This window comes from Serratia sp. CY74737 (genome assembly GCF_052166775.1).
GTDB classification, from domain to species: domain Bacteria; phylum Pseudomonadota; class Gammaproteobacteria; order Enterobacterales; family Enterobacteriaceae; genus Serratia; species Serratia ureilytica.
In genome coordinates, this window is the sequence record NZ_JBJNOF010000001.1 from 16,061 (window position 1) to 33,806 (window position 17,746).

A 17,746-nucleotide genomic window follows, 5' to 3' on the forward strand; every position below is an offset into this window, starting at 1 on the left:
TACCTGTTGCCGGATTCTGGTATTGAGGATAACAACATGACACAGGTTCAGAGCGGCATTCTGCTGGAGCACTGCCGTTTCGCCATTTTTATGGAAGCCAGCGTACAGGGCGAATTCGCCGATTTGCGCCAGGGCTGCAAACAGTTTTGTCAGACGCTGAGCGAGCTGCAGCAGCAGTTCCCCGATGCGCGCCTTGGCGCGGTGATCGCTTTCGGCTACGACGTCTGGCACGATCTCTCCAGCGGCCAGGGCGCGAAAGAGTTGAAGCCGTTCACGCCGCTCGGCAAAGGGCTGGCGCCGGCCACCCAGCGCGATATGCTGATCCACATCCAGTCGCTGCGCCACGACGTCAACTTCACGCTGGCGCAGGCCGCGCTGGCGGCGTTCGGCAACGTCATCAAGATTGAGGAAGAAACCCACGGTTTCCGCTGGGTGGAAGAGCGCGATCTGAGCGGCTTCATCGACGGCACCGAAAACCCGCAGGGCGACCAACGCCCGGCAGTGGCGACGATCGCCGAAGGTGAAGAGGACGCTGGCGGCAGCTACGTGCTGGTGCAACGCTACGAGCACAACCTGCGCCAGTGGCAGCGCTTTACCACCGAGCAACAGGAGCAGATCATCGGCCGCACCAAGCACGACAGCGAAGAGCTGCCGGCGGATCGGCGCCCGGATACCTCCCACGTCAGCCGCGTCGATCTGAAAGAGAACGGCAACGGCCTGAAAATTCTGCGCCAGAGCCTGCCTTACGGCACCGCCAGCGGCAAGCACGGCCTGTTCTTCATCGCCTATTGCGCGCGCCTGCACAATATCGAGCAGCAACTGCTGAGCATGTTCGGCGATCTGGACGGCAAACGCGACGCGATGCTGCGTTTCAGCCGTGCGGTCACCGGCAGCTACTACTTTGCGCCATCGCTGACGCGCCTGCTGTCACTTTGACGCCGTTGCCGAAGCCGGCGCGTCCGGCTTCGGTCTGTTTTCCCGCCCCAAAACGCCTCGCATTTCCTGCCTTATAGCGTTTGATGCTTGTAAATCACTAAACGGTATATAAAAGCGTTACAGCTCCGCACCGAGTTATAAATACACTGGTCGTCAATAAGGCGAAAGCCTGAAGGAATGACTCAGTGATAAGGTGCAGAATGAAACAAAACCGGGTTAAAAATCTCGTGCTGAAAGGTTGGCTGGCGGCTGCGCTGTTGGCGAGCGGCGCCGCGTCGGCGGCGGAATTGCTGAACAGCTCTTATGACGTTTCCCGTGAATTGTTCGTCGCGCTGAATCCCGGCTTTGAACAGCAGTGGAATCAGCAGCATCCGAATGACAAGCTGACCATCAAACAATCGCACGCCGGCTCGTCGAAGCAGGCGTTGGCGATCCTGCAGGGCCTGCGCGCCGACGTGGTGACCTACAACCAGGTCACCGACGTGCAGATCCTGCACGATCGCGGGCAACTGATCCCGGCGGACTGGCAGTCGCGTCTGCCGAACAACAGCTCGCCGTTCTATTCCACCATGGCGTTTCTGGTGCGCAAGGACAACCCGAAGGGCATCCACACCTGGAACGATCTGGTGCGTGACGACGTGAAGCTGGTGTTCCCGAACCCGAAAACCTCCGGCAACGGCCGTTACACCTATCTGGCCGCCTGGGGCGCCGCCAGCCAGGCCGACGGCAACGATGCGGCCAAGACCCGCGCCTTCATGACCCGTTTCCTGAAAAACGTGTTGGTGTTCGATACCGGCGGCCGCGGCGCGACCACCACCTTCGTCGAGCGCGGTTTGGGCGACGTGCTGATCAGCTTCGAGTCCGAAGTGAACAACATCCGCAAGCAATACGGTGAAGACAAGTACGAAGTGATCGTGCCGCCGGTCGATATTCTGGCGGAGTTCCCGGTGGCCTGGGTCGACAAAAACGTCGCGCGCAACGGCACCGAACAGGCGGCCAAAGCCTATCTGAACTATCTCTACAGCCCGGCGGCGCAGCAGGTGATCACCAGTTTCTACTACCGCGTGTATGACCAGAAAGCGATGGCGGCGGCCAAGGGGCAATTCCCGGACACCCAACTGTTCCGCGTGGAAGATCAATTCGGCGGCTGGCCGCAGGTGATGAAAACCCACTTCGCCACCGGCGGCGAGCTGGATCAGCTGTTAGCGGCAGGGCGCAAGTAAATGTTGGCGTTGTCGTCCAGTAAGCGGGTGCTGCCCGGATTTGGCCTCAGCCTCGGCAGCAGCCTGTTCTATACCTGTTTGATTCTGCTGCTGCCGCTCAGTGCGCTGGTGATGCAGCTGGCGCAGATGAGCCTGGCGCAATATTGGGAGGTGATTTCCAACCCGCAGGTGGTGGCGGCGTATAAAGTGACGCTGCTGGCGGCCGCTGTCGCCAGCCTGTTCAATGCGGTGTTCGGCATGCTGATGGCCTGGATCCTGACGCGCTACCGCTTTCCCGGCCGTGCGCTGCTGGATGGCCTGATCGACCTGCCGTTCGCGCTGCCGACGGCGGTAGCCGGCCTGACGCTGGCCGGTCTGTTTTCCACCACGGGCTGGTACGGGCAGTGGCTGGCGCACTTCGACATCAAGGTCACCTTCACCTGGCTTGGGATCGCGGTGGCGATGGCGTTCACCAGCCTGCCGTTTGTGGTGCGTACCGTGCAGCCGGTGCTGGAAGAGCTAGGGCCGGAGTACGAAGAGGCGGCCGAGACGCTGGGCGCCACGCGCTGGCAGAGTTTTCGCCGCGTCGTGCTGCCTGAAGTGGCGCCGGCGCTGCTGGCCGGCACCGCCATTTCCTTTACCCGCAGTCTGGGTGAGTTCGGGGCGGTGATTTTCATCGCCGGCAACATCGCCTGGAAGACGGAAGTGACCTCGCTGATGATTTTTGTGCGTTTGCAGGAGTTCGATTACCCGGCGGCCAGCGCCATCGCCTCGGTGATCCTGGCGGCGTCGCTGCTGCTGCTGTTCAGCATTAACGTATTGCAAAGCCGCTTCGGCAGACGTTTGGGAGGAGGGCACTGATGGCTGATATTTCCGCCTTCAACGGCGCCGAGCGCCCGCGCGTTAACTGGGGCAAGTGGACGCTGATCGCCATCGGCACGCTGTTTTCGGCGCTGCTGCTGGTGGTGCCGATGATATCGATTTTCGCCGAGGCCTTCTCAAAAGGATTCGGCGCGATGTGGAGCAATTTGCTCGATCCGGACATGCTGCACGCCATTTGGCTGACGGTTCTGATCGCGCTGATCACCGTGCCGTTCAACCTGGTGTTCGGCACGTTGCTGGCGTGGCTGGTGACGCGTTTTACCTTCCCCGGTCGCCAGCTGCTGCTGACGCTGATCGATATCCCGTTCGCCGTTTCACCGGTGGTGGCGGGGCTGATTTATTTGCTGTTTTACGGCAGCAACGGCCTGCTGGGCGGCTGGCTGGATGCGCATAACATTCAGGTGATGTTCTCCTGGCCGGGCATGGTGCTGGTGACCATTTTCGTCACCTGTCCCTTCGTGGTGCGCGAGCTGGTGCCGATGATGCTCAGCCAGGGCAGCCAGGAAGATGAGGCCGCCATTCTGCTGGGGGCGTCCGGCTGGCAAATGTTCCGCCGCGTGACGCTGCCCAACATTCGCTGGGCGCTGCTGTACGGCGTGGTGCTGACCAACGCGCGCGCCATCGGCGAGTTCGGCGCGGTGTCGGTGGTGTCCGGTTCGATTCGCGGCGAAACCTACAGCCTGCCGCTGCAGGTCGAGCTGTTGCAGCAGGATTACAACACCGTCGGGGCCTTTACCGCTGCCGCCCTGTTGACCCTGATGGCGATCGTTACCCTATTTTTGAAGAGCGCGCTGCAGTGGCGTCTGGAACGTCAAAACGCGCGTCTTGAGCGGGAGGAAAATCATGAGCATTGAGATTAACGGCATCAACAAGTCCTTCGGTCGCACCAAGGTATTGAACGATATCTCGCTCGATATTGCTTCCGGCGAAATGGTGGCGCTGCTCGGGCCGTCCGGTTCCGGCAAGACCACGCTGCTGCGCATCATTGCCGGGCTGGAAAGCCAGAGCGGCGGCAAGCTGGGCTTCCACGGCACCGACGTCAGCCACATGCACGCGCGCGACAGGCGCGTGGGCTTCGTATTTCAGCATTATGCGCTGTTCCGCCACATGACGGTGTTCGATAACATCGCCTTCGGCCTGACCGTGCTGCCGCGCCGCGAGCGCCCGAACGCCGCGGCGATCAAACAGAAAGTCACTCAGCTGCTGGACATGGTGCAGCTGGGCCACCTGGCTACCCGCTATCCGTCACAGCTGTCCGGCGGCCAGAAACAGCGCGTGGCGCTGGCGCGCGCCCTGGCGGTGGAACCGCAGATTCTGCTGCTGGATGAACCGTTCGGCGCGCTGGATGCGCAGGTGCGCAAAGAGCTGCGCCGCTGGCTGCGTCAGCTGCATGAAGAGCTGAAATTCACCAGCGTGTTCGTCACCCACGATCAGGAAGAGGCGATGGAAGTGGCCGACCGCATCGTGGTGATGAGCCAGGGCAATATCGAACAGGTCGGGTCGCCGGTCGACATCATGCGCGAACCGGCGAGCCGCTTTGTGCTGGAATTCATGGGGGAAGTGAACCGCCTGAACGGCGAAATTCGCGGCTCCCAGCTGTTCGTCGGCGCGCATCAGTGGCCGTTGTCGTTCCAGCCGATGCACCAGGGCAGCGTCGATCTGTTCCTGCGCCCGTGGGAAATGGAAGTGGCGACCGAAAGCAGCGAACGTTGCCCGCTGCCGGTTCAGGTGCTGGAAGTCAGTCCGCGCGGCCATTTCTGGCAGCTGACGGTGCAGCCGATCGGCTGGCACCAGGAACCGATCAGCGTGGTGCTGCCGGAAGGCAACGCCACGCCGGTGCGCGGCGGCCGTTATTACGTCGGCAGCCTCAATGCGCGGCTGTATGCTGGCGATCAACTGCTGCAACCTGTTGCGTTAGCCAAAAGCGCCTGATAGGTTTTAGCAGCCCTTTATTCAAGGCAACCCCAGGGTTGCCTTTTTACTTTACGCACACCAACACACAGGCAAAGATCGTGACAACGCTCGAACAATGCATCGGGAATACCCCGCTGGTAAAACTGCAACGGCTGGCCGCCCAGGCGGGCAGCGAGGTATGGGTCAAACTGGAAGGCAACAATCCGGCGGGATCGGTGAAGGATCGCGCCGCGTTGGCGATGATCCAGCAGGCGGAGCTGCGCGGTGAGATCGGGCCCGGCGACGTGCTGATTGAGGCCACCAGCGGCAACACCGGCATTGCGCTGGCGATGATCGCTGCATTGAAAGGCTATACGCTGAAGCTGCTGATGCCGGAGAACATGAGCCTGGAGCGGCAGGCGGCGATGCGCGCCTACGGCGCCGAGCTGATCCTGGTCAGCCGTGAGCAGGGCATGGAAGGGGCGCGCGATCTGGCGCTGGAGATGCAGCGTCAGGGGCAGGGCAAGGTGCTGGATCAGTTCAACAACCTGGACAATCCCTACGCCCATTTCACCACCACCGGCCCGGAGATTTGGCGCCAAACCGAAGGGCGCATCACGCATTTCGTTTCCAGCATGGGCACCACCGGCACCATTACCGGCGTGGGCGGTTACCTGAAGAGCCAGAATCCGCAGGTGCAGATCATCGGCCTGCAGCCGGCGGAGGGCAGCAGCATCCCCGGCATTCGCCGCTGGGCGCCCGCTTACCTGCCGGGTATTTTCCGCCCGGAGCTGGTGGATCAGGTTCTGGATATCGAACAGGGCGATGCCGAGCAGACCATGCGCCAGTTGGCGCAGCGTGAAGGCATCTTCTGCGGCGTCAGCTCCGGCGGCGCGGTGGTCGGCGCCTTGCGCATCGCGGCGGCCCACCCTGGCAGCGTGGTGGTGGCGATCGTCTGCGATCGTGGCGACCGCTACCTCTCTACCGGCGTGTTCGGCTGAGCGCGCCCTCCCGGCGGTGTGTTCCGTCGGGAAAACCTTTCCCCTTTCCTTTCGACAGATGGCAGCCCCGCTTGCGGCGGCTGCCGCTTGCTCGTGCGCCAATACCATGACTGAAGTAGAGAAATCGCGCGGCAGCGACCACAATAACGGTGGCGAGACGCCAAGAGCGATGTGTAAGGATTGAGTAAAACCGGCTGCGGACCGGCGAAATTGGCGGGAAAATAACGAAAATCGGTGAAGGAGCAAGGCATGAAAATTTTACTGGTCGACGATGACCTGGAGCTTGGCACCATGCTGAGCGAATACCTGACGGGCGAAGGTTTCGACGCCACGCTGGTGCTGACCGGCAAGGCGGGGGTAGAGGGCGCGCTGTCGGGCGACTATACCGCGATGATCCTCGACATCATGCTGCCGGATATGAGCGGCATCGACGTGCTGCGCGACGTGCGCAAAAAGAGCCGGCTGCCGATCATCATGCTGACCGCCAAAGGTGACAACATCGATCGGGTGATTGGTCTGGAGATGGGCGCTGACGATTACATGCCCAAACCCTGCTATCCGCGCGAATTGGTGGCGCGTTTGCGCGCGGTGCTGCGCCGTTTCGAAGAACGGCCGCAAGAAGCGGACGACGAGGCCGCCATCAGCGTTGGCGAGCTGACGTTAAACCCTTCAACCCGCAGCAGCGAATGGCGCGGCAAGGCGTTCGATCTGACCGCTTCGGAATTCAATCTGTTGGAGCTGTTGCTGCGCGCGCCGGACCGCGTGGTGTCGAAGGACGAATTGTCCGAGAAGGGGCTGGGGCGCCCGCGTGAAGCCTATGACCGCAGCGTGGATGTGCATATCAGCAATATCCGCCAGAAGCTGAGCGCGTTGGCCGGCAATACGCTGAGCATCGAAACGGTGCGCAGCATCGGCTATCGCATCCGGTAACCTGACATGCGCGGAAGACTGTTCTGGAAAATTTTGCTCGGCTTTTGGCTGACCTTTCTCATCATGACGCAGGCCCTGTGGGTGGCGTTTTCTCTTTATGGCGATCGCTATGTGCCGCCGGAGAACGCCATGGCGCGGCGGGCGATCGGCCTGCAGCTGACCTCCGCCGCCACCCAATTGCGCAGCGGCGGCATGCCGGCGCTGGAAGCGCTGATGCGCGACTGGCCCGAGGACGACAGGCGTCTGCTGTCGGTAACGCCGATGACCCAACCGCCGCCGCCCGCGCCGGAAGAACCGCTGTTTGAAGGGCGGCGGATGCCGAAAGCGATTTCCGCCTGGGTGCAGACCGGGGAAGGGCAGGGATACTGGCTGAGTTATAACGTGCGCGGGCTGCGGGAAGAGTATCGGCCGGAGCGGCGTTCCCATTTCTTCAACATTCCTGCGCCGATGTTGTGGGTCGGCGGACTGGGCGGTTTGCTGTTCAGCGCCGTGCTGGCCTGGAACCTGACCCGGCCGATGCGTCAGCTGCGCGGCGGCCTGGATCGGGTGGCGCAGGGCGATCTGTCGGTGCGGCTGTTCCCGAAAATGCGGCGCCGTCATGACGAGCTGTCCGACGTGGCGCGCGATTTTGACACCATGGCCGAACGCTTGGAGCTGCTGGTCAGCGCCCGCGAGCAGCTGTTGCACGATGTCTCGCACGAACTGCGTTCGCCGCTGGCGCGCCTGCAGTTGGCGATCGGCCTGGCGCGGCAGAATGCCGGCAACGTCGAAACCTCGCTCAAGCGCATCGAACATGAGTCGGGGCGGCTGGATAAAATGATCGGCGAGCTACTGGCGCTGTCGCGCACCGAACACAGCAGCCTGCCGGACGAGGAGTACTTCGATCTGTACGGCCTGGTGGATGCGGTGGTGAGCGATGCGCGCTACGAGGCGCAGGTGCCCGGCGTGGAGATCGTGCTGCAGGCCGAGTCGGACGTGGAGTATACCGTCAAGGGCAATGCGGAGCTGATGCGGCGCGCGGTGGACAACATCGTGCGCAATGCGCTGCGCTTTTCCAGCCAGGGCCAGCGGGTGACGGTAGCGCTGTCGCGCATCGACAACCAGTTCCAGCTCGCCGTCAGCGATCAGGGGCCGGGCGTGGAGGAGTCGAAACTGTCGAGCATCTTCGATCCGTTCGTGCGCGTGAAGTCGGCGCAGTCGGGCAAGGGCTACGGCCTGGGGCTGGCGATTACCCGCAAGGTGGTATTGGCGCACGGCGGCCAGGTTGAGGCGCGCAACGGCGATAAAGGGGGGCTGGTCATTACCCTGCGTATCCCGCGCTGGTCGTCATAACGTAGCGAGATTGGGATACGACGAAGGGGATAAAAAAACGGCGCCGAGGGCGCCGTTTATCTTGCTCATTCGCGATTACTTCTTGATGCGGATGATCGGGGTTTCGCCAACGGTCACGCTGCCGGACAGTTTGATCAGCTCTTTGATCTCGTCCATGTTGGAGATAACGACCGGCGTCAGGGTAGACTTGGCTTTCTCTTCCAGCAGTGGCAGGTTGAACTCGATAACGACGTCACCTTTCTTGACGCGCTGACCTTCTTCGGCGATGCGTTTGAAGCCTTCGCCTTTCAGTTCTACGGTATCGATGCCGAAGTGGACGAACAGCTCAATGCCGCTGTCGGATTCGATAGAGAATGCATGGTTGGTTTCGAAAATCTTACCGATGGTGCCGTCAACCGGAGCAACCATTTTGTTGCCGGCCGGTTTGATGGCGATACCGTCGCCAACGATTTTTTCAGCGAACACTACGTCCGGCACATCTTCGATATTGACGATTTCGCCAGAAAGGGGAGCGACGATCTCGATAGTGCCCGTGTCTTTCTTGTCATCAGAAACCAGAGATTTCAGTTTATCGAACAAACCCATGATCTTCTCCTAAGCATTAAATTGGGCGGCGTTCCAGTGTCGTGGAAGTTTAGCAGAGCGTTTTTTCTTCGATGAATTTATTGACGCAATTCATCAGGTCTTGTGCCGTTGGCTGTGCCAAGGCTTGCGCTGCCAACGCCTTCACATCTTCGAAATTCGTGTTGCGAATAATTTTCTTGATGCGCGGGATTGAAATCGCACTCATGCTGAACTCATCCAGCCCCATGCCCAATAACAACAGTGTAGCACGCTCATCGCCAGCCAGTTCGCCGCACATGCCGGTCCACTTGCCTTCCGCGTGAGATGCATCAATAACCTGTTTGATCAGGCCAAGCACTGATGGGGACATCGGGTTATAGAGATGAGAAATCAGCTCGTTGCCGCGATCTACCGCCAGAGTATACTGGGTTAGATCGTTTGTCCCAATACTAAAGAAGTCGACTTCTTTCGCCAGGTGGTGAGCGATGACCGCCGCAGCCGGTGTTTCCACCATCACGCCCACTTCGATGCTCTCGTCAAACGCCTTGCCTTCTTCGCGCAGCTGCGCCTTCAGCGTCTCGATTTCGCCTTTCAGATCGCGCACTTCTTCCACAGAGATGATCATCGGGAACATGATGCGCAGTTTGCCGAACGCCGAGGCGCGCAGGATGGCGCGCAGCTGGGCGTGCAGGATTTCACGGCGGTCCATCGCGATGCGGATGGCGCGCCAGCCGAGGAACGGGTTCTCTTCCTTCGGCAGGTTCATGTACGGCAGGTCTTTGTCGCCGCCGATGTCCATGGTGCGGACGATCACGGCCTGCGAGCCCATGGCTTCCGCCACGGCTTTATAAGCCTGGAACTGCTCGTCTTCGGTTGGCAGCGAGTCGCGGTCCATGAACAGGAATTCGGTACGATACAGGCCGACGCCTTCCGCGCCGTTGCGCTCTGCACCCGCGACGTCGCGCACGGTGCCGATGTTGGCGCAGACTTCAACCTGATGGCCGTCCAGCGTAATCGCCGGCAGGTCCTTCAGCTTGGCCAGATCGTTTTTCTCGGTGATGTATTGGTTCTGGGCGGCTTTCAGCTGATCGATAACGTCAGCGGTCGGGTTAACGTAAATCTGGTTGTTAACCGCGTCCAGAATCAGATAGTCGTCGTTCTTCACCTGCTTGGTCACGTCGCTGGTGCCGACGATTGCCGGTAGCTCCAGGGAGCGCGCCATGATAGAGGTGTGGGAGGTGCGGCCGCCGAGATCGGTAATGAAGCCCAGCACTTTGTCCAGGTTCAGCTGCGCGGTCTCGGACGGGGTCAGGTCGGTGGCCACCAGGATCACTTCGTCCTGAATGGAGCCCAGATCGACGATAGGCATGCCCAGAATGTTCTGCAGCAGGCGTTTGCCGATGTCGCGCACGTCGGCGGCGCGTTCTTTCAGGTATTCGTCGTCCAGTTCTTCCAACGCTTTCGCCTGGCCTTCGATCACGGTGTAGGCGGCGGCATCTGCGGAGGCCAGATCGTCTTTGATTAGGGCTATGATTTCCTGCTCAAGCTCTTCGTCTTCCAGCAACATGATGTGGCCTTCGAAGATAGCTTCCTTCTCTTCGCCGAAGGTTTCGCCAGCTTTGGTCTTGATCGCTTCCAGCTGTTCGGACGCTTTCGCGCGGCCGGCCAGAAAACGCGAGACTTCCTGCTCTACTTGATCAGCAGAGATTTTCTTCCGGTTGATGACAATGTCGTCTTCTTTCAGCAAGAGAGCCTTACCAAAAGCGATGCCCGGTGATACTAAAATGCCTGAAATCATAACCCTACCTTACTCTTGACTGGTGTTAACTAAAAAGACGGGCCGATTACTCAAGCTCTGCCATCAGTTTTACCAAGTGCTCAACGGCTTTCTGCTCGTCTTCACCTTCAGCGGAGATGGTCACTACGGTCCCTTGAGTCAGCCCCAGAGTTTGCAGTTTGAACAGGCTTTTCGCGCTGGCGCTTTTGCCGTTGGAGGTTACGGTGATGTCAGACGTGAAGCCTTTTGCTTCTTTAACGAACTGAGCGGCAGGGCGAGTATGCAGACCATTCGGAGCGGTAATAGTAACTTCTTGCTGGAACATTGATGTTTCCCCAACTTATTGGATTAATGTTGTGGAGCTAAAGTTTAGCCCAGGGGCCTGACTTTAGCTTGTCTGGTTATAGCGCCTGACTATGGACAGGGGCGAACGTTGATGCAACAGAAAACGACGCGTTAGGCACTTCAGATCAAAAAACTCGGCTTTTGACGTCGTTCCAATCCGCTCCCCATTATGCCCGATTCGCCGCGTCGGCGACAGATGAGTAAATCGATTCAGCCTTGACCGGGCTCGGAGAGTGATTAATTTTGCGCATCGAAATAATGCACCGTTAAATACTAAAGGCGACGGGCAAAAGCAATCTTGGACTGCTATAAAGTTTGATCCAGTCCACAAAAAAGCACCCCGTGGGGTGCTTTTTTAGCTATTTGTGCAGTGCCGGAATTACTGCTGCAATTCCTGCTCGGTGAACAGATCGGCAAACAGCGCGGTGCTGAGATAACGTTCGCCGGAAGAGGGCAGGATAACCACAATGGTCTTGTCGGCGAACGCCGGTTCTTCGGCCAGTTTTACCGCCGCCGCGACCGCTGCGCCGGAGGAGATGCCCGCCAGGATGCCTTCTTCGTCCATCAGACGGCGCGCCATGCTGATGGCTTCGTCGTTGGAGATTTTTTCGACGCGATCCACCAGGTCCAGATCGAGGTTGCCTGGAATGAAGCCGGCGCCGATGCCCTGAATTTTGTGCGGGCCCGGCTTCAGCTCTTCACCGGCCAGCGCCTGGCTGATGACCGGCGAGTCGGTCGGCTCGACCGCCACGGTGGTGATGGCTTTGCCTTTGGTGTTCTTGATGTAGCGGCTGACGCCGGTCAGCGTGCCGCCGGTGCCGACGCCGGAGATGAACACGTCGACTTCCCCGTCAGTGTCTTCCCAAATTTCCGGACCGGTGGTTTTTTCATGGATGGCCGGGTTGGCCGGGTTGCTGAACTGCTGCAGGATCAGGTAGCGGTTCGGATCGGTAGCGACGATCTCTTCCGCTTTGGCGATGGCGCCTTTCATGCCTTTCGCCCCTTCGGTCAGCACCAGATTGGCGCCCAGCGCCTTGAGCAGCTTGCGGCGCTCGATGCTCATGGTTTCCGGCATGGTCAGCGTCAGCTTGTAGCCGCGCGCGGCGGCCACGAAGGCCAGCGCGATGCCGGTGTTGCCGCTGGTTGGCTCCACCAGTTCCTTGCCGGCGGTCAGCACGCCGCGTTGTTCCGCATCCCAAATCATATTGGCACCGATGCGGCATTTGACGCTGAAGCTCGGGTTGCGTGATTCAACCTTGGCCAGAATGCGTCCGTTGCCGATACGGTTCAGACGAACCAGCGGCGTATGGCCGATTGTTAATGAGTTGTCTTCATATATCTTGCTCATAGCCCGTCCTTTAACTCTATGAAAATGTGGGGAACATCGAAAGCATACGCTAACAGTACCGGCAGGGAAGTAAAGAATTGGTATATCTATATGTTATTAGGAAATAAGTTTTAAGCACAATGATAAGGGCGCGAAATGCGCGCCCTGTCGAAAATTCCCGCGCTGTCGGCGGTAAAAAACGGCGATTATCGGACGAATTGCGTGCGATAACGATCGACCCACATCGCGGTGGCGCCGCAGACGGCGACCGGCAGGATCACCAGGTTGAGGATGGGGATCATGGTGAAGAGGCTGACCAGCGCGCCGAACTGCAGATTGTCGGTTTTGTGCTGGCGCAGTGCGCGGCGCATATCGGCAAAGCTCACCTTGTGGTTGTCGAACGGATAGTCGCAATACTGGATCGCCAGCATCCAGGCGCTGAACAGGAACCACAGCACCGGCGCCACCGTCTGGCCGATGCCGGGCACGAAGTACAGCGCCAGCAGCAGCAGCGCGCGCGGCAGGTAATACATCAGCTTGCGCCATTCGCGCGCCATGATGCGCGGCAGGTCTTTGGCGATGCCGAGCAGGCCGGTGTCCGGCAGCGGTTTGCCGGTCAGGCTGCCTTCGAGCTGTTCGGCCAGCAGGCCGCAGAACGGGGCGGCAATAAGATTGGTGAGGGTGCTGAACAGATAGCTGAACACCAGCAGCACCGAAATGACCGCCAGCGGCCACAGCAGGTAGCTCAACCATTGCAGCCAATCGGGAACGTGGCTCATCATCGCCGGGATCCAGTCGCCGAGGCGGCTGAACAGCCACCAGAAAGCGGAGCCCATCAGCAGCACGTTGACCAGCAACGGCAGGACCACATAGCGTTTAATCCCCGGGCGCGAAATCAGGCGCCAGCCTTCGGCGAAATAATGAATGCCGCTGGTGGAACGGGAAGGGGGCTGCGTATAGGACATATCTTAAGTTATCTCGTTGTCTGAACAGGCATCATTATCATATAGGGATGATTTTCCACTGGCTAGGGTAGGGTTGGCTGAAAAACCAGCAGAAAAAGGCAGTATAATCATCTTTATTGGCATAAAGTTCAGCACGGACTTGCACTTGTGTGCGCGGGCAAATAGAGTTAAAGAGTGAATGTTTGCCGCGGTGGCAATGTATTGGAACAACAGAGATAGCAATGATGCAGGATTTGCGTCTGATATTAATCGTTGTTGGCGCGATCGCCATAATAGCGCTGTTATTGCACGGTCTGTGGACCAGTCGCAAAGAACGGTCAGCGCTCTTCCGCGATCGCCCAGCCAAACGTTCCCAAAAGGAACGTGAACAAACTCCGATCGACGATCTCGAAGAAGGCGTCGGTGAGGTGCGCGTACGCGCCGCTCACCCGCAAGACGAGCCGTCATTCGGCCATTTCGATGCCGCACGCGAAGAACCCGTGGCCGCGCCGAAGCCCGCTCCGGCGGCTGCGCCTGCGCCCCGCGCCGTTCAGCCGGCTGCTCATCAGACGCCGCCTCCGCTGTCTCAGCGGCCGGAGTACGATGACATCCTGCTGAACAACTACGCGCCGGACGAAGAACCGGCCGAGCCGCAGCAACCGCAACCGGCCGCGCGCCGCGAGCCGCGCGTTGACGATCTGCCGCATGAACATGAGGCGCCGCTGGCGGCGGAACCGGCATTCCACGCCGAGCCCGCCCCGGTGCAGCAAGCGCCGGAAGTGAAGCCTGTGTCGGAACCTGCACCGCAACAGCCGGCCGCTGCGCCAGTTCAGGCTAAACTGAAAGAGACCGTGCTGGTGCTGCACGTCGCGGCCCATCAGGGCGGCGTGATCGGCGGCGAAGTGCTGCTGCAGAGCGTGTTGCAGGCGGGCTTCCAGTTTGGCGAGATGGGCATCTTCCACCGCCATATCAGCCCGGCCGGCAGCGGCCCGGTGCTGTTCAGCCTGGCGAACATGGTCAAGCCGGGGTCGTTCGATCCTGACATGATGTCCGACTTCTCCACGCCGGGCGTGTCGATGTTCATGATGGTGCCGTCTTACGGCGACGCCAATCAGAACTTCAAGCTGATGCTGCAGTCGGCGCAGCGTATCGCCGACGACGTGGGCGGTGTGGTGCTGGACGACGAGCGCCGCATGATGACGCCGCAGAAGCTGGAAACCTACAAAGCGCGTATCCGTGAAGTGTTGGAAAACAACGCCTGACCGGGTTGCCGCGCGCACTGAACATCCGTAACAACAAAGCCCCCGCTAGCCGGGGGTTTTTTATCTTTGATGGTGAGCCATGGAATCGATAATCCAACAAATCAATCAACTACGAGCCACATTGCGCCATCATGAATACCAGTATCATGTGCTGGATGCGCCCGAAGTGCCTGATGCGGAATATGACCGCCTGATGCGCGAGCTGCGCGAGCTCGAGAGCGCGCATCCGGAGCTGATCACCGCCGATTCGCCGACCCAGCGCGTGGGCGCGGCGCCGCTGGCGGCGTTTGACCAGGTGCGTCACGAAGTGCCGATGTTGTCGCTGGACAACGTGTTCGACGAAGAGAGCTTCCTGGCGTTTTACAAACGCGTGCAGGACAGGCTCAAGAGCAGCGATCCGCTGACCTTCTGCTGCGAGCTGAAGCTGGACGGCCTGGCGGTCAGCCTGCTGTACGAAGACGGCGAGCTGGTGCGTGCGGCGACGCGCGGCGACGGCACCACCGGCGAGAACATCACCTCCAACGTGCGCACCATTCGCGCTATCCCGCTGCGCCTGACCGGCGACAACATCCCGCGCCGGCTGGAAGTGCGCGGCGAAGTGTTCATGCCGCAGGCCGGTTTTGAACAGATGAACGAAGAGGCGCGGCGCAAAGACGGCAAGGTGTTCGCCAATCCGCGCAACGCCGCCGCCGGTTCGCTGCGCCAGCTCGATCCGCGCATTACCGCCAAACGCCCGCTGGCCTTCTTCTGCTATGGCGTCGGCCTGCTGGAGGGCGGTGAGCTGCCGCGCAGCCACTTTGAGCGCCTGATGCAGTTCAAGGCCTGGGGCCTGCCGGTCAGCGATCGTGCCCAGCGCCGCACCGGCAGCGAGGAAGTGCTGGCGTTTTATCGCCAGGTCGAGCAGGACCGCGCACAGCTCGGTTTCGACATCGACGGCGTGGTGATCAAGATTGACGACATCGATCTGCAGGAAACGCTGGGCTTCGTGGCGCGTGCGCCGCGCTGGGCGACGGCGTTCAAATTCCCGGCGCAGGAGCAGATCACCGTGGTGCGCGAAGTGGAGTTTCAGGTTGGCCGCACCGGCGCGATTACGCCGGTGGCGCGCCTTGAACCGGTGCTGGTGGCCGGGGTGACCGTCAGCAACGCCACCTTGCACAACGCCGATGAAATTGAGCGCCTGGGGCTGCGCATCGGCGATACGGTGATCGTGCGCCGCGCCGGCGACGTGATCCCGCAGGTGGTGGGCGTGCTGGAAGACCGTCGGCCGCAGGATGCGCGCGAAGTGGTGTTCCCGCTGCACTGCCCGGTGTGCGGTTCCGACGTTGAGCGCGTGGAAGGCGAGGCCGTGGCGCGTTGCACCGGCGGTCTTATCTGCGGCGCGCAGCGCAAAGAGGCGTTGAAGCATTTCGTTTCCCGCCGCGCGCTGGACGTTGAAGGCATGGGCGACAAGATCATCGAGCAGCTGGTGGACAAGGAGTACGTGAAGAACCCGGCCGATCTGTTCCGGCTGTCCGCCGGCATTCTGACCGGCCTGGATCGCATGGGGCCGAAATCGGCGCAGAATCTGGTTAACGCGCTGGAGAAATCCAAGCAGACCACCTTCGCTCGCTTCCTGTATGCGCTCGGCATTCGCGAGGTCGGCGAAGCGACCGCCGCCAACCTGGCGGCGCATTTCGGATCGCTCGAGAAGCTGTTCGCCGCCGACATCGAGGCGCTGAAAGAGGTGCCGGACGTCGGCGAAGTGGTGGCCAAACACACGCGCAACTTCCTCGATGAAGCGCTCAATCAGCAGGTGATCAACGAGTTGGTGGGCGCCGAGATCGGCATCCACTGGCCGGCGCCGGTGGTGGTGGCGGCGGAAGAGATAGACAGCCCGTTCGCCGGCAAAACCGTGGTGCTGACCGGCTCGCTGAGCCAGCTGTCGCGCGACGAGGCCAAAGATCGCCTGACGGCGCTGGGCGCCAAGGTCAGCGGCAGCGTGTCGAAGAAAACCGATCTGGTGATCGCCGGCGAGGCGGCCGGCTCCAAACTGGCGAAGGCTCAGGAGCTGGGTATCGCCGTGATCGACGAAGCGGAGATGATCCGCTTGCTGGGTGAGTGATGGAAAAAGAAAACCTGCTGGAGATCGCCAATACCGTGATGCCGTTCGGCAAGTACCAGGGGCGGGTGCTGATCGATCTGCCCGAAGAGTACCTGCTGTGGTTCGCCCGCAAGGGTGAATTCCCCAAAGGCAAGCTCGGCATGCTGATGGAGATGACGCTGGCGATTAAAATCGAAGGGCTTGACCACCTGGTCAAGCCGCTGAAGAAAAGCTGAACTGACGGGCCTTGGCCCGTCTTTTTTTACCCGCGCGACGCCTGCGCGTTGGGCACCGCCTGTTGCGCCTGCTGCTTGCGCTGATACCTTTTCGCCAATACCGCACAGGTCATCAGCTGCACCTGATGGAACACCATCAGCGGCAGCACCATGATCCCCACCGTCGCCGCCGGGAACAGGATATTGGCCATCGGAATGCCGTTCGCAAGGCTCTTCTTCGAACCGCAGAATACGATGGTGATCTCGTCCGCTTTGCTGAACCCCAGCCAGCGCGCCATGTAAGTGTTCACCACCAGCACGATCGCCAGCAGCACGATGCTGCCACCGACGATAAACGCCAGTGAGCCCATCCCTACCTGGTGCCAGATGCCGTGCGTCACCGCCTCGCTGAAGGCGGCGTACACCACCAGCAGAATTGAAGTCTGATCGGTTTTACCGATAAGCGGCCGATGGCGTTCGATCCAGCCGCCGATCAGCGGCCGCAGCAGGTGACCGGCGACGAACGGCACCAGCAGCTGCAGCACGATCGAACCGACCTGCCGCAGGCCGCCGGTATCGCCGTGCACATTCATCAACAAGCCGACCAGCAGCGGCGACACGAAGATCCCGAGCAGGCTGGAGGCGGAAGCGCTGCATACCGCCGCCGCGACGTTGCCGCCCGCCAGCGAGGTGAAGGCGATGGCCGATTGCACGGTGGCCGGCAGGATGCACAGGTAGATGAAACCGGCGTACAGCTCGGGGCTGACGTCGATCGGCGCCCACCAGGCAAACAGCACGCCCAGCGCCGGAAAAATGATGAAGGTGCTGCACATCACCCACAGATGCAGCCGCCAGTTGTTGCTGCCGGCCAGGATGGCCTCGCGCGACAGCTTGGCGCCGTGCATGAAGAACAGCAGGGCGATGGCGGCGATGGTCAGGGCGTTGAGCCAGCCGACGAACTCGCCGCGCGCCGGCAGGAACGACGCCAGCAGCACGGTAGCGATCAGCGTCAGGGTAAAACGATCGGGCAGGAATCTCATGGCGATGCGCTCGGGT

Annotated in this window: 17 protein-coding genes; 11 read left to right on the forward strand and 6 right to left on the reverse strand. The window is 60.7% G+C overall.

Annotated elements, in window-relative coordinates; genetic code table 11:
* Window positions 1-36: 36 nt before the first annotated feature.
* The 8 genes from ACJ8PE_RS00080 to ACJ8PE_RS00115 all read left to right on the forward strand — a co-directional run bounded on the left by ACJ8PE_RS00080 (window position 37) and on the right by ACJ8PE_RS00115 (window position 8,176).
* Entirely contained in the window at window positions 37-936 is a 900-nt protein-coding gene (locus tag ACJ8PE_RS00080) for a Dyp-type peroxidase (protein ID WP_197793767.1), read from the forward strand.
* A gap of 200 nt (window positions 937-1,136) precedes the next feature.
* Complete coding sequence (locus tag ACJ8PE_RS00085) at window positions 1,137-2,159, forward strand: sulfate ABC transporter substrate-binding protein (RefSeq protein WP_033652562.1); 1,023 nt, start codon at window positions 1,137-1,139, stop codon at window positions 2,157-2,159.
* Window positions 2,160-2,999 (forward strand): sulfate/thiosulfate ABC transporter permease CysT, encoded by an 840-nt coding sequence (cysT, locus tag ACJ8PE_RS00090; RefSeq protein WP_164107351.1) that lies wholly within the window; start codon window positions 2,160-2,162, stop codon window positions 2,997-2,999.
* Window positions 2,999-3,874, forward strand: coding sequence for a sulfate/thiosulfate ABC transporter permease CysW (gene cysW, locus ACJ8PE_RS00095; protein ID WP_033643966.1), 876 nt, complete (start codon window positions 2,999-3,001; stop codon window positions 3,872-3,874). Before cysT ends, cysW begins: the two co-directional genes overlap by 1 nt.
* Window positions 3,864-4,952, forward strand: a complete 1,089-nt coding sequence (gene cysA, locus ACJ8PE_RS00100) for a sulfate/thiosulfate ABC transporter ATP-binding protein CysA (protein ID WP_197761665.1) — start codon at window positions 3,864-3,866, stop codon at window positions 4,950-4,952. The genes cysW and cysA overlap by 11 nt, the downstream gene beginning before the upstream one ends.
* 80 nt (window positions 4,953-5,032) lie before the next feature.
* Complete coding sequence (cysM, locus tag ACJ8PE_RS00105) at window positions 5,033-5,914, forward strand: cysteine synthase CysM (protein ID WP_197761666.1); 882 nt, start codon at window positions 5,033-5,035, stop codon at window positions 5,912-5,914.
* A 249-nt stretch (window positions 5,915-6,163) separates the two neighbouring features.
* Complete coding sequence (locus ACJ8PE_RS00110) at window positions 6,164-6,844, forward strand: response regulator transcription factor (protein ID WP_033652557.1); 681 nt, start codon at window positions 6,164-6,166, stop codon at window positions 6,842-6,844.
* Between the two features lie 6 nt (window positions 6,845-6,850).
* The gene (locus tag ACJ8PE_RS00115) at window positions 6,851-8,176 is read left to right on the forward strand and encodes an ATP-binding protein (protein WP_142075853.1); all 1,326 of its coding nucleotides are present in this window, start codon (window positions 6,851-6,853) and stop codon (window positions 8,174-8,176) included.
* A 75-nt stretch (window positions 8,177-8,251) separates the two neighbouring features.
* Here the strand turns inward: ACJ8PE_RS00115 and crr are convergent, their stop codons facing one another.
* The 5 genes from crr to cysZ all read right to left on the reverse strand — a co-directional run bounded on the left by crr (window position 8,252) and on the right by cysZ (window position 13,154).
* Complete coding sequence (gene crr, locus ACJ8PE_RS00120; protein ID WP_004936467.1) at window positions 8,252-8,761, reverse strand: PTS glucose transporter subunit IIA; 510 nt, start codon at window positions 8,759-8,761, stop codon at window positions 8,252-8,254.
* A 49-nt stretch (window positions 8,762-8,810) separates the two neighbouring features.
* Complete coding sequence (gene ptsI / locus ACJ8PE_RS00125) at window positions 8,811-10,538, reverse strand: phosphoenolpyruvate-protein phosphotransferase PtsI (RefSeq protein ID WP_004936461.1); 1,728 nt, start codon at window positions 10,536-10,538, stop codon at window positions 8,811-8,813.
* Window positions 10,539-10,584: 46 nt separating this feature from the next.
* Window positions 10,585-10,842 carry a phosphocarrier protein Hpr gene (ptsH, locus tag ACJ8PE_RS00130; RefSeq protein ID WP_004936458.1) on the reverse strand — a complete coding sequence of 86 codons (258 nt, stop codon included), beginning with the start codon at window positions 10,840-10,842 and terminating at the stop codon, window positions 10,585-10,587.
* Window positions 10,843-11,241: 399 nt separating this feature from the next.
* On the reverse strand, window positions 11,242-12,210 hold the full coding sequence (gene cysK, locus ACJ8PE_RS00135; RefSeq protein WP_016926786.1) for a cysteine synthase A: 969 nt from the start codon (window positions 12,208-12,210) through the stop codon (window positions 11,242-11,244).
* Window positions 12,211-12,395: 185 nt separating this feature from the next.
* Window positions 12,396-13,154 carry a sulfate transporter CysZ gene (gene cysZ, locus ACJ8PE_RS00140; RefSeq protein ID WP_047574154.1) on the reverse strand — a complete coding sequence of 253 codons (759 nt, stop codon included), beginning with the start codon at window positions 13,152-13,154 and terminating at the stop codon, window positions 12,396-12,398.
* Window positions 13,155-13,375: 221 nt separating this feature from the next.
* On the opposite strand from cysZ, the gene zipA reads away from it, so the two are divergent.
* From zipA to ACJ8PE_RS00155, 3 genes are all read left to right on the forward strand, one after another.
* Window positions 13,376-14,395, forward strand: a complete 1,020-nt coding sequence (zipA, locus tag ACJ8PE_RS00145) for a cell division protein ZipA (RefSeq protein WP_197761668.1) — start codon at window positions 13,376-13,378, stop codon at window positions 14,393-14,395.
* Between the two features lie 79 nt (window positions 14,396-14,474).
* Window positions 14,475-16,496: an NAD-dependent DNA ligase LigA gene (gene ligA, locus ACJ8PE_RS00150; protein ID WP_197793769.1), complete on the forward strand. Its 2,022-nt coding sequence runs from the start codon at window positions 14,475-14,477 to the stop codon at window positions 16,494-16,496.
* Complete coding sequence (locus ACJ8PE_RS00155; RefSeq protein WP_004936441.1) at window positions 16,496-16,711, forward strand: DUF3820 family protein; 216 nt, start codon at window positions 16,496-16,498, stop codon at window positions 16,709-16,711. Before ligA ends, ACJ8PE_RS00155 begins: the two co-directional genes overlap by 1 nt.
* Window positions 16,712-16,737: 26 nt before the next feature.
* Here ACJ8PE_RS00155 and ACJ8PE_RS00160 read toward each other — a convergent pair whose 3' ends face one another.
* Entirely contained in the window at window positions 16,738-17,730 is a 993-nt protein-coding gene (locus ACJ8PE_RS00160; RefSeq protein WP_047574159.1) for a bile acid:sodium symporter family protein, read from the reverse strand.
* Window positions 17,731-17,746 lie beyond the last annotated feature (16 nt).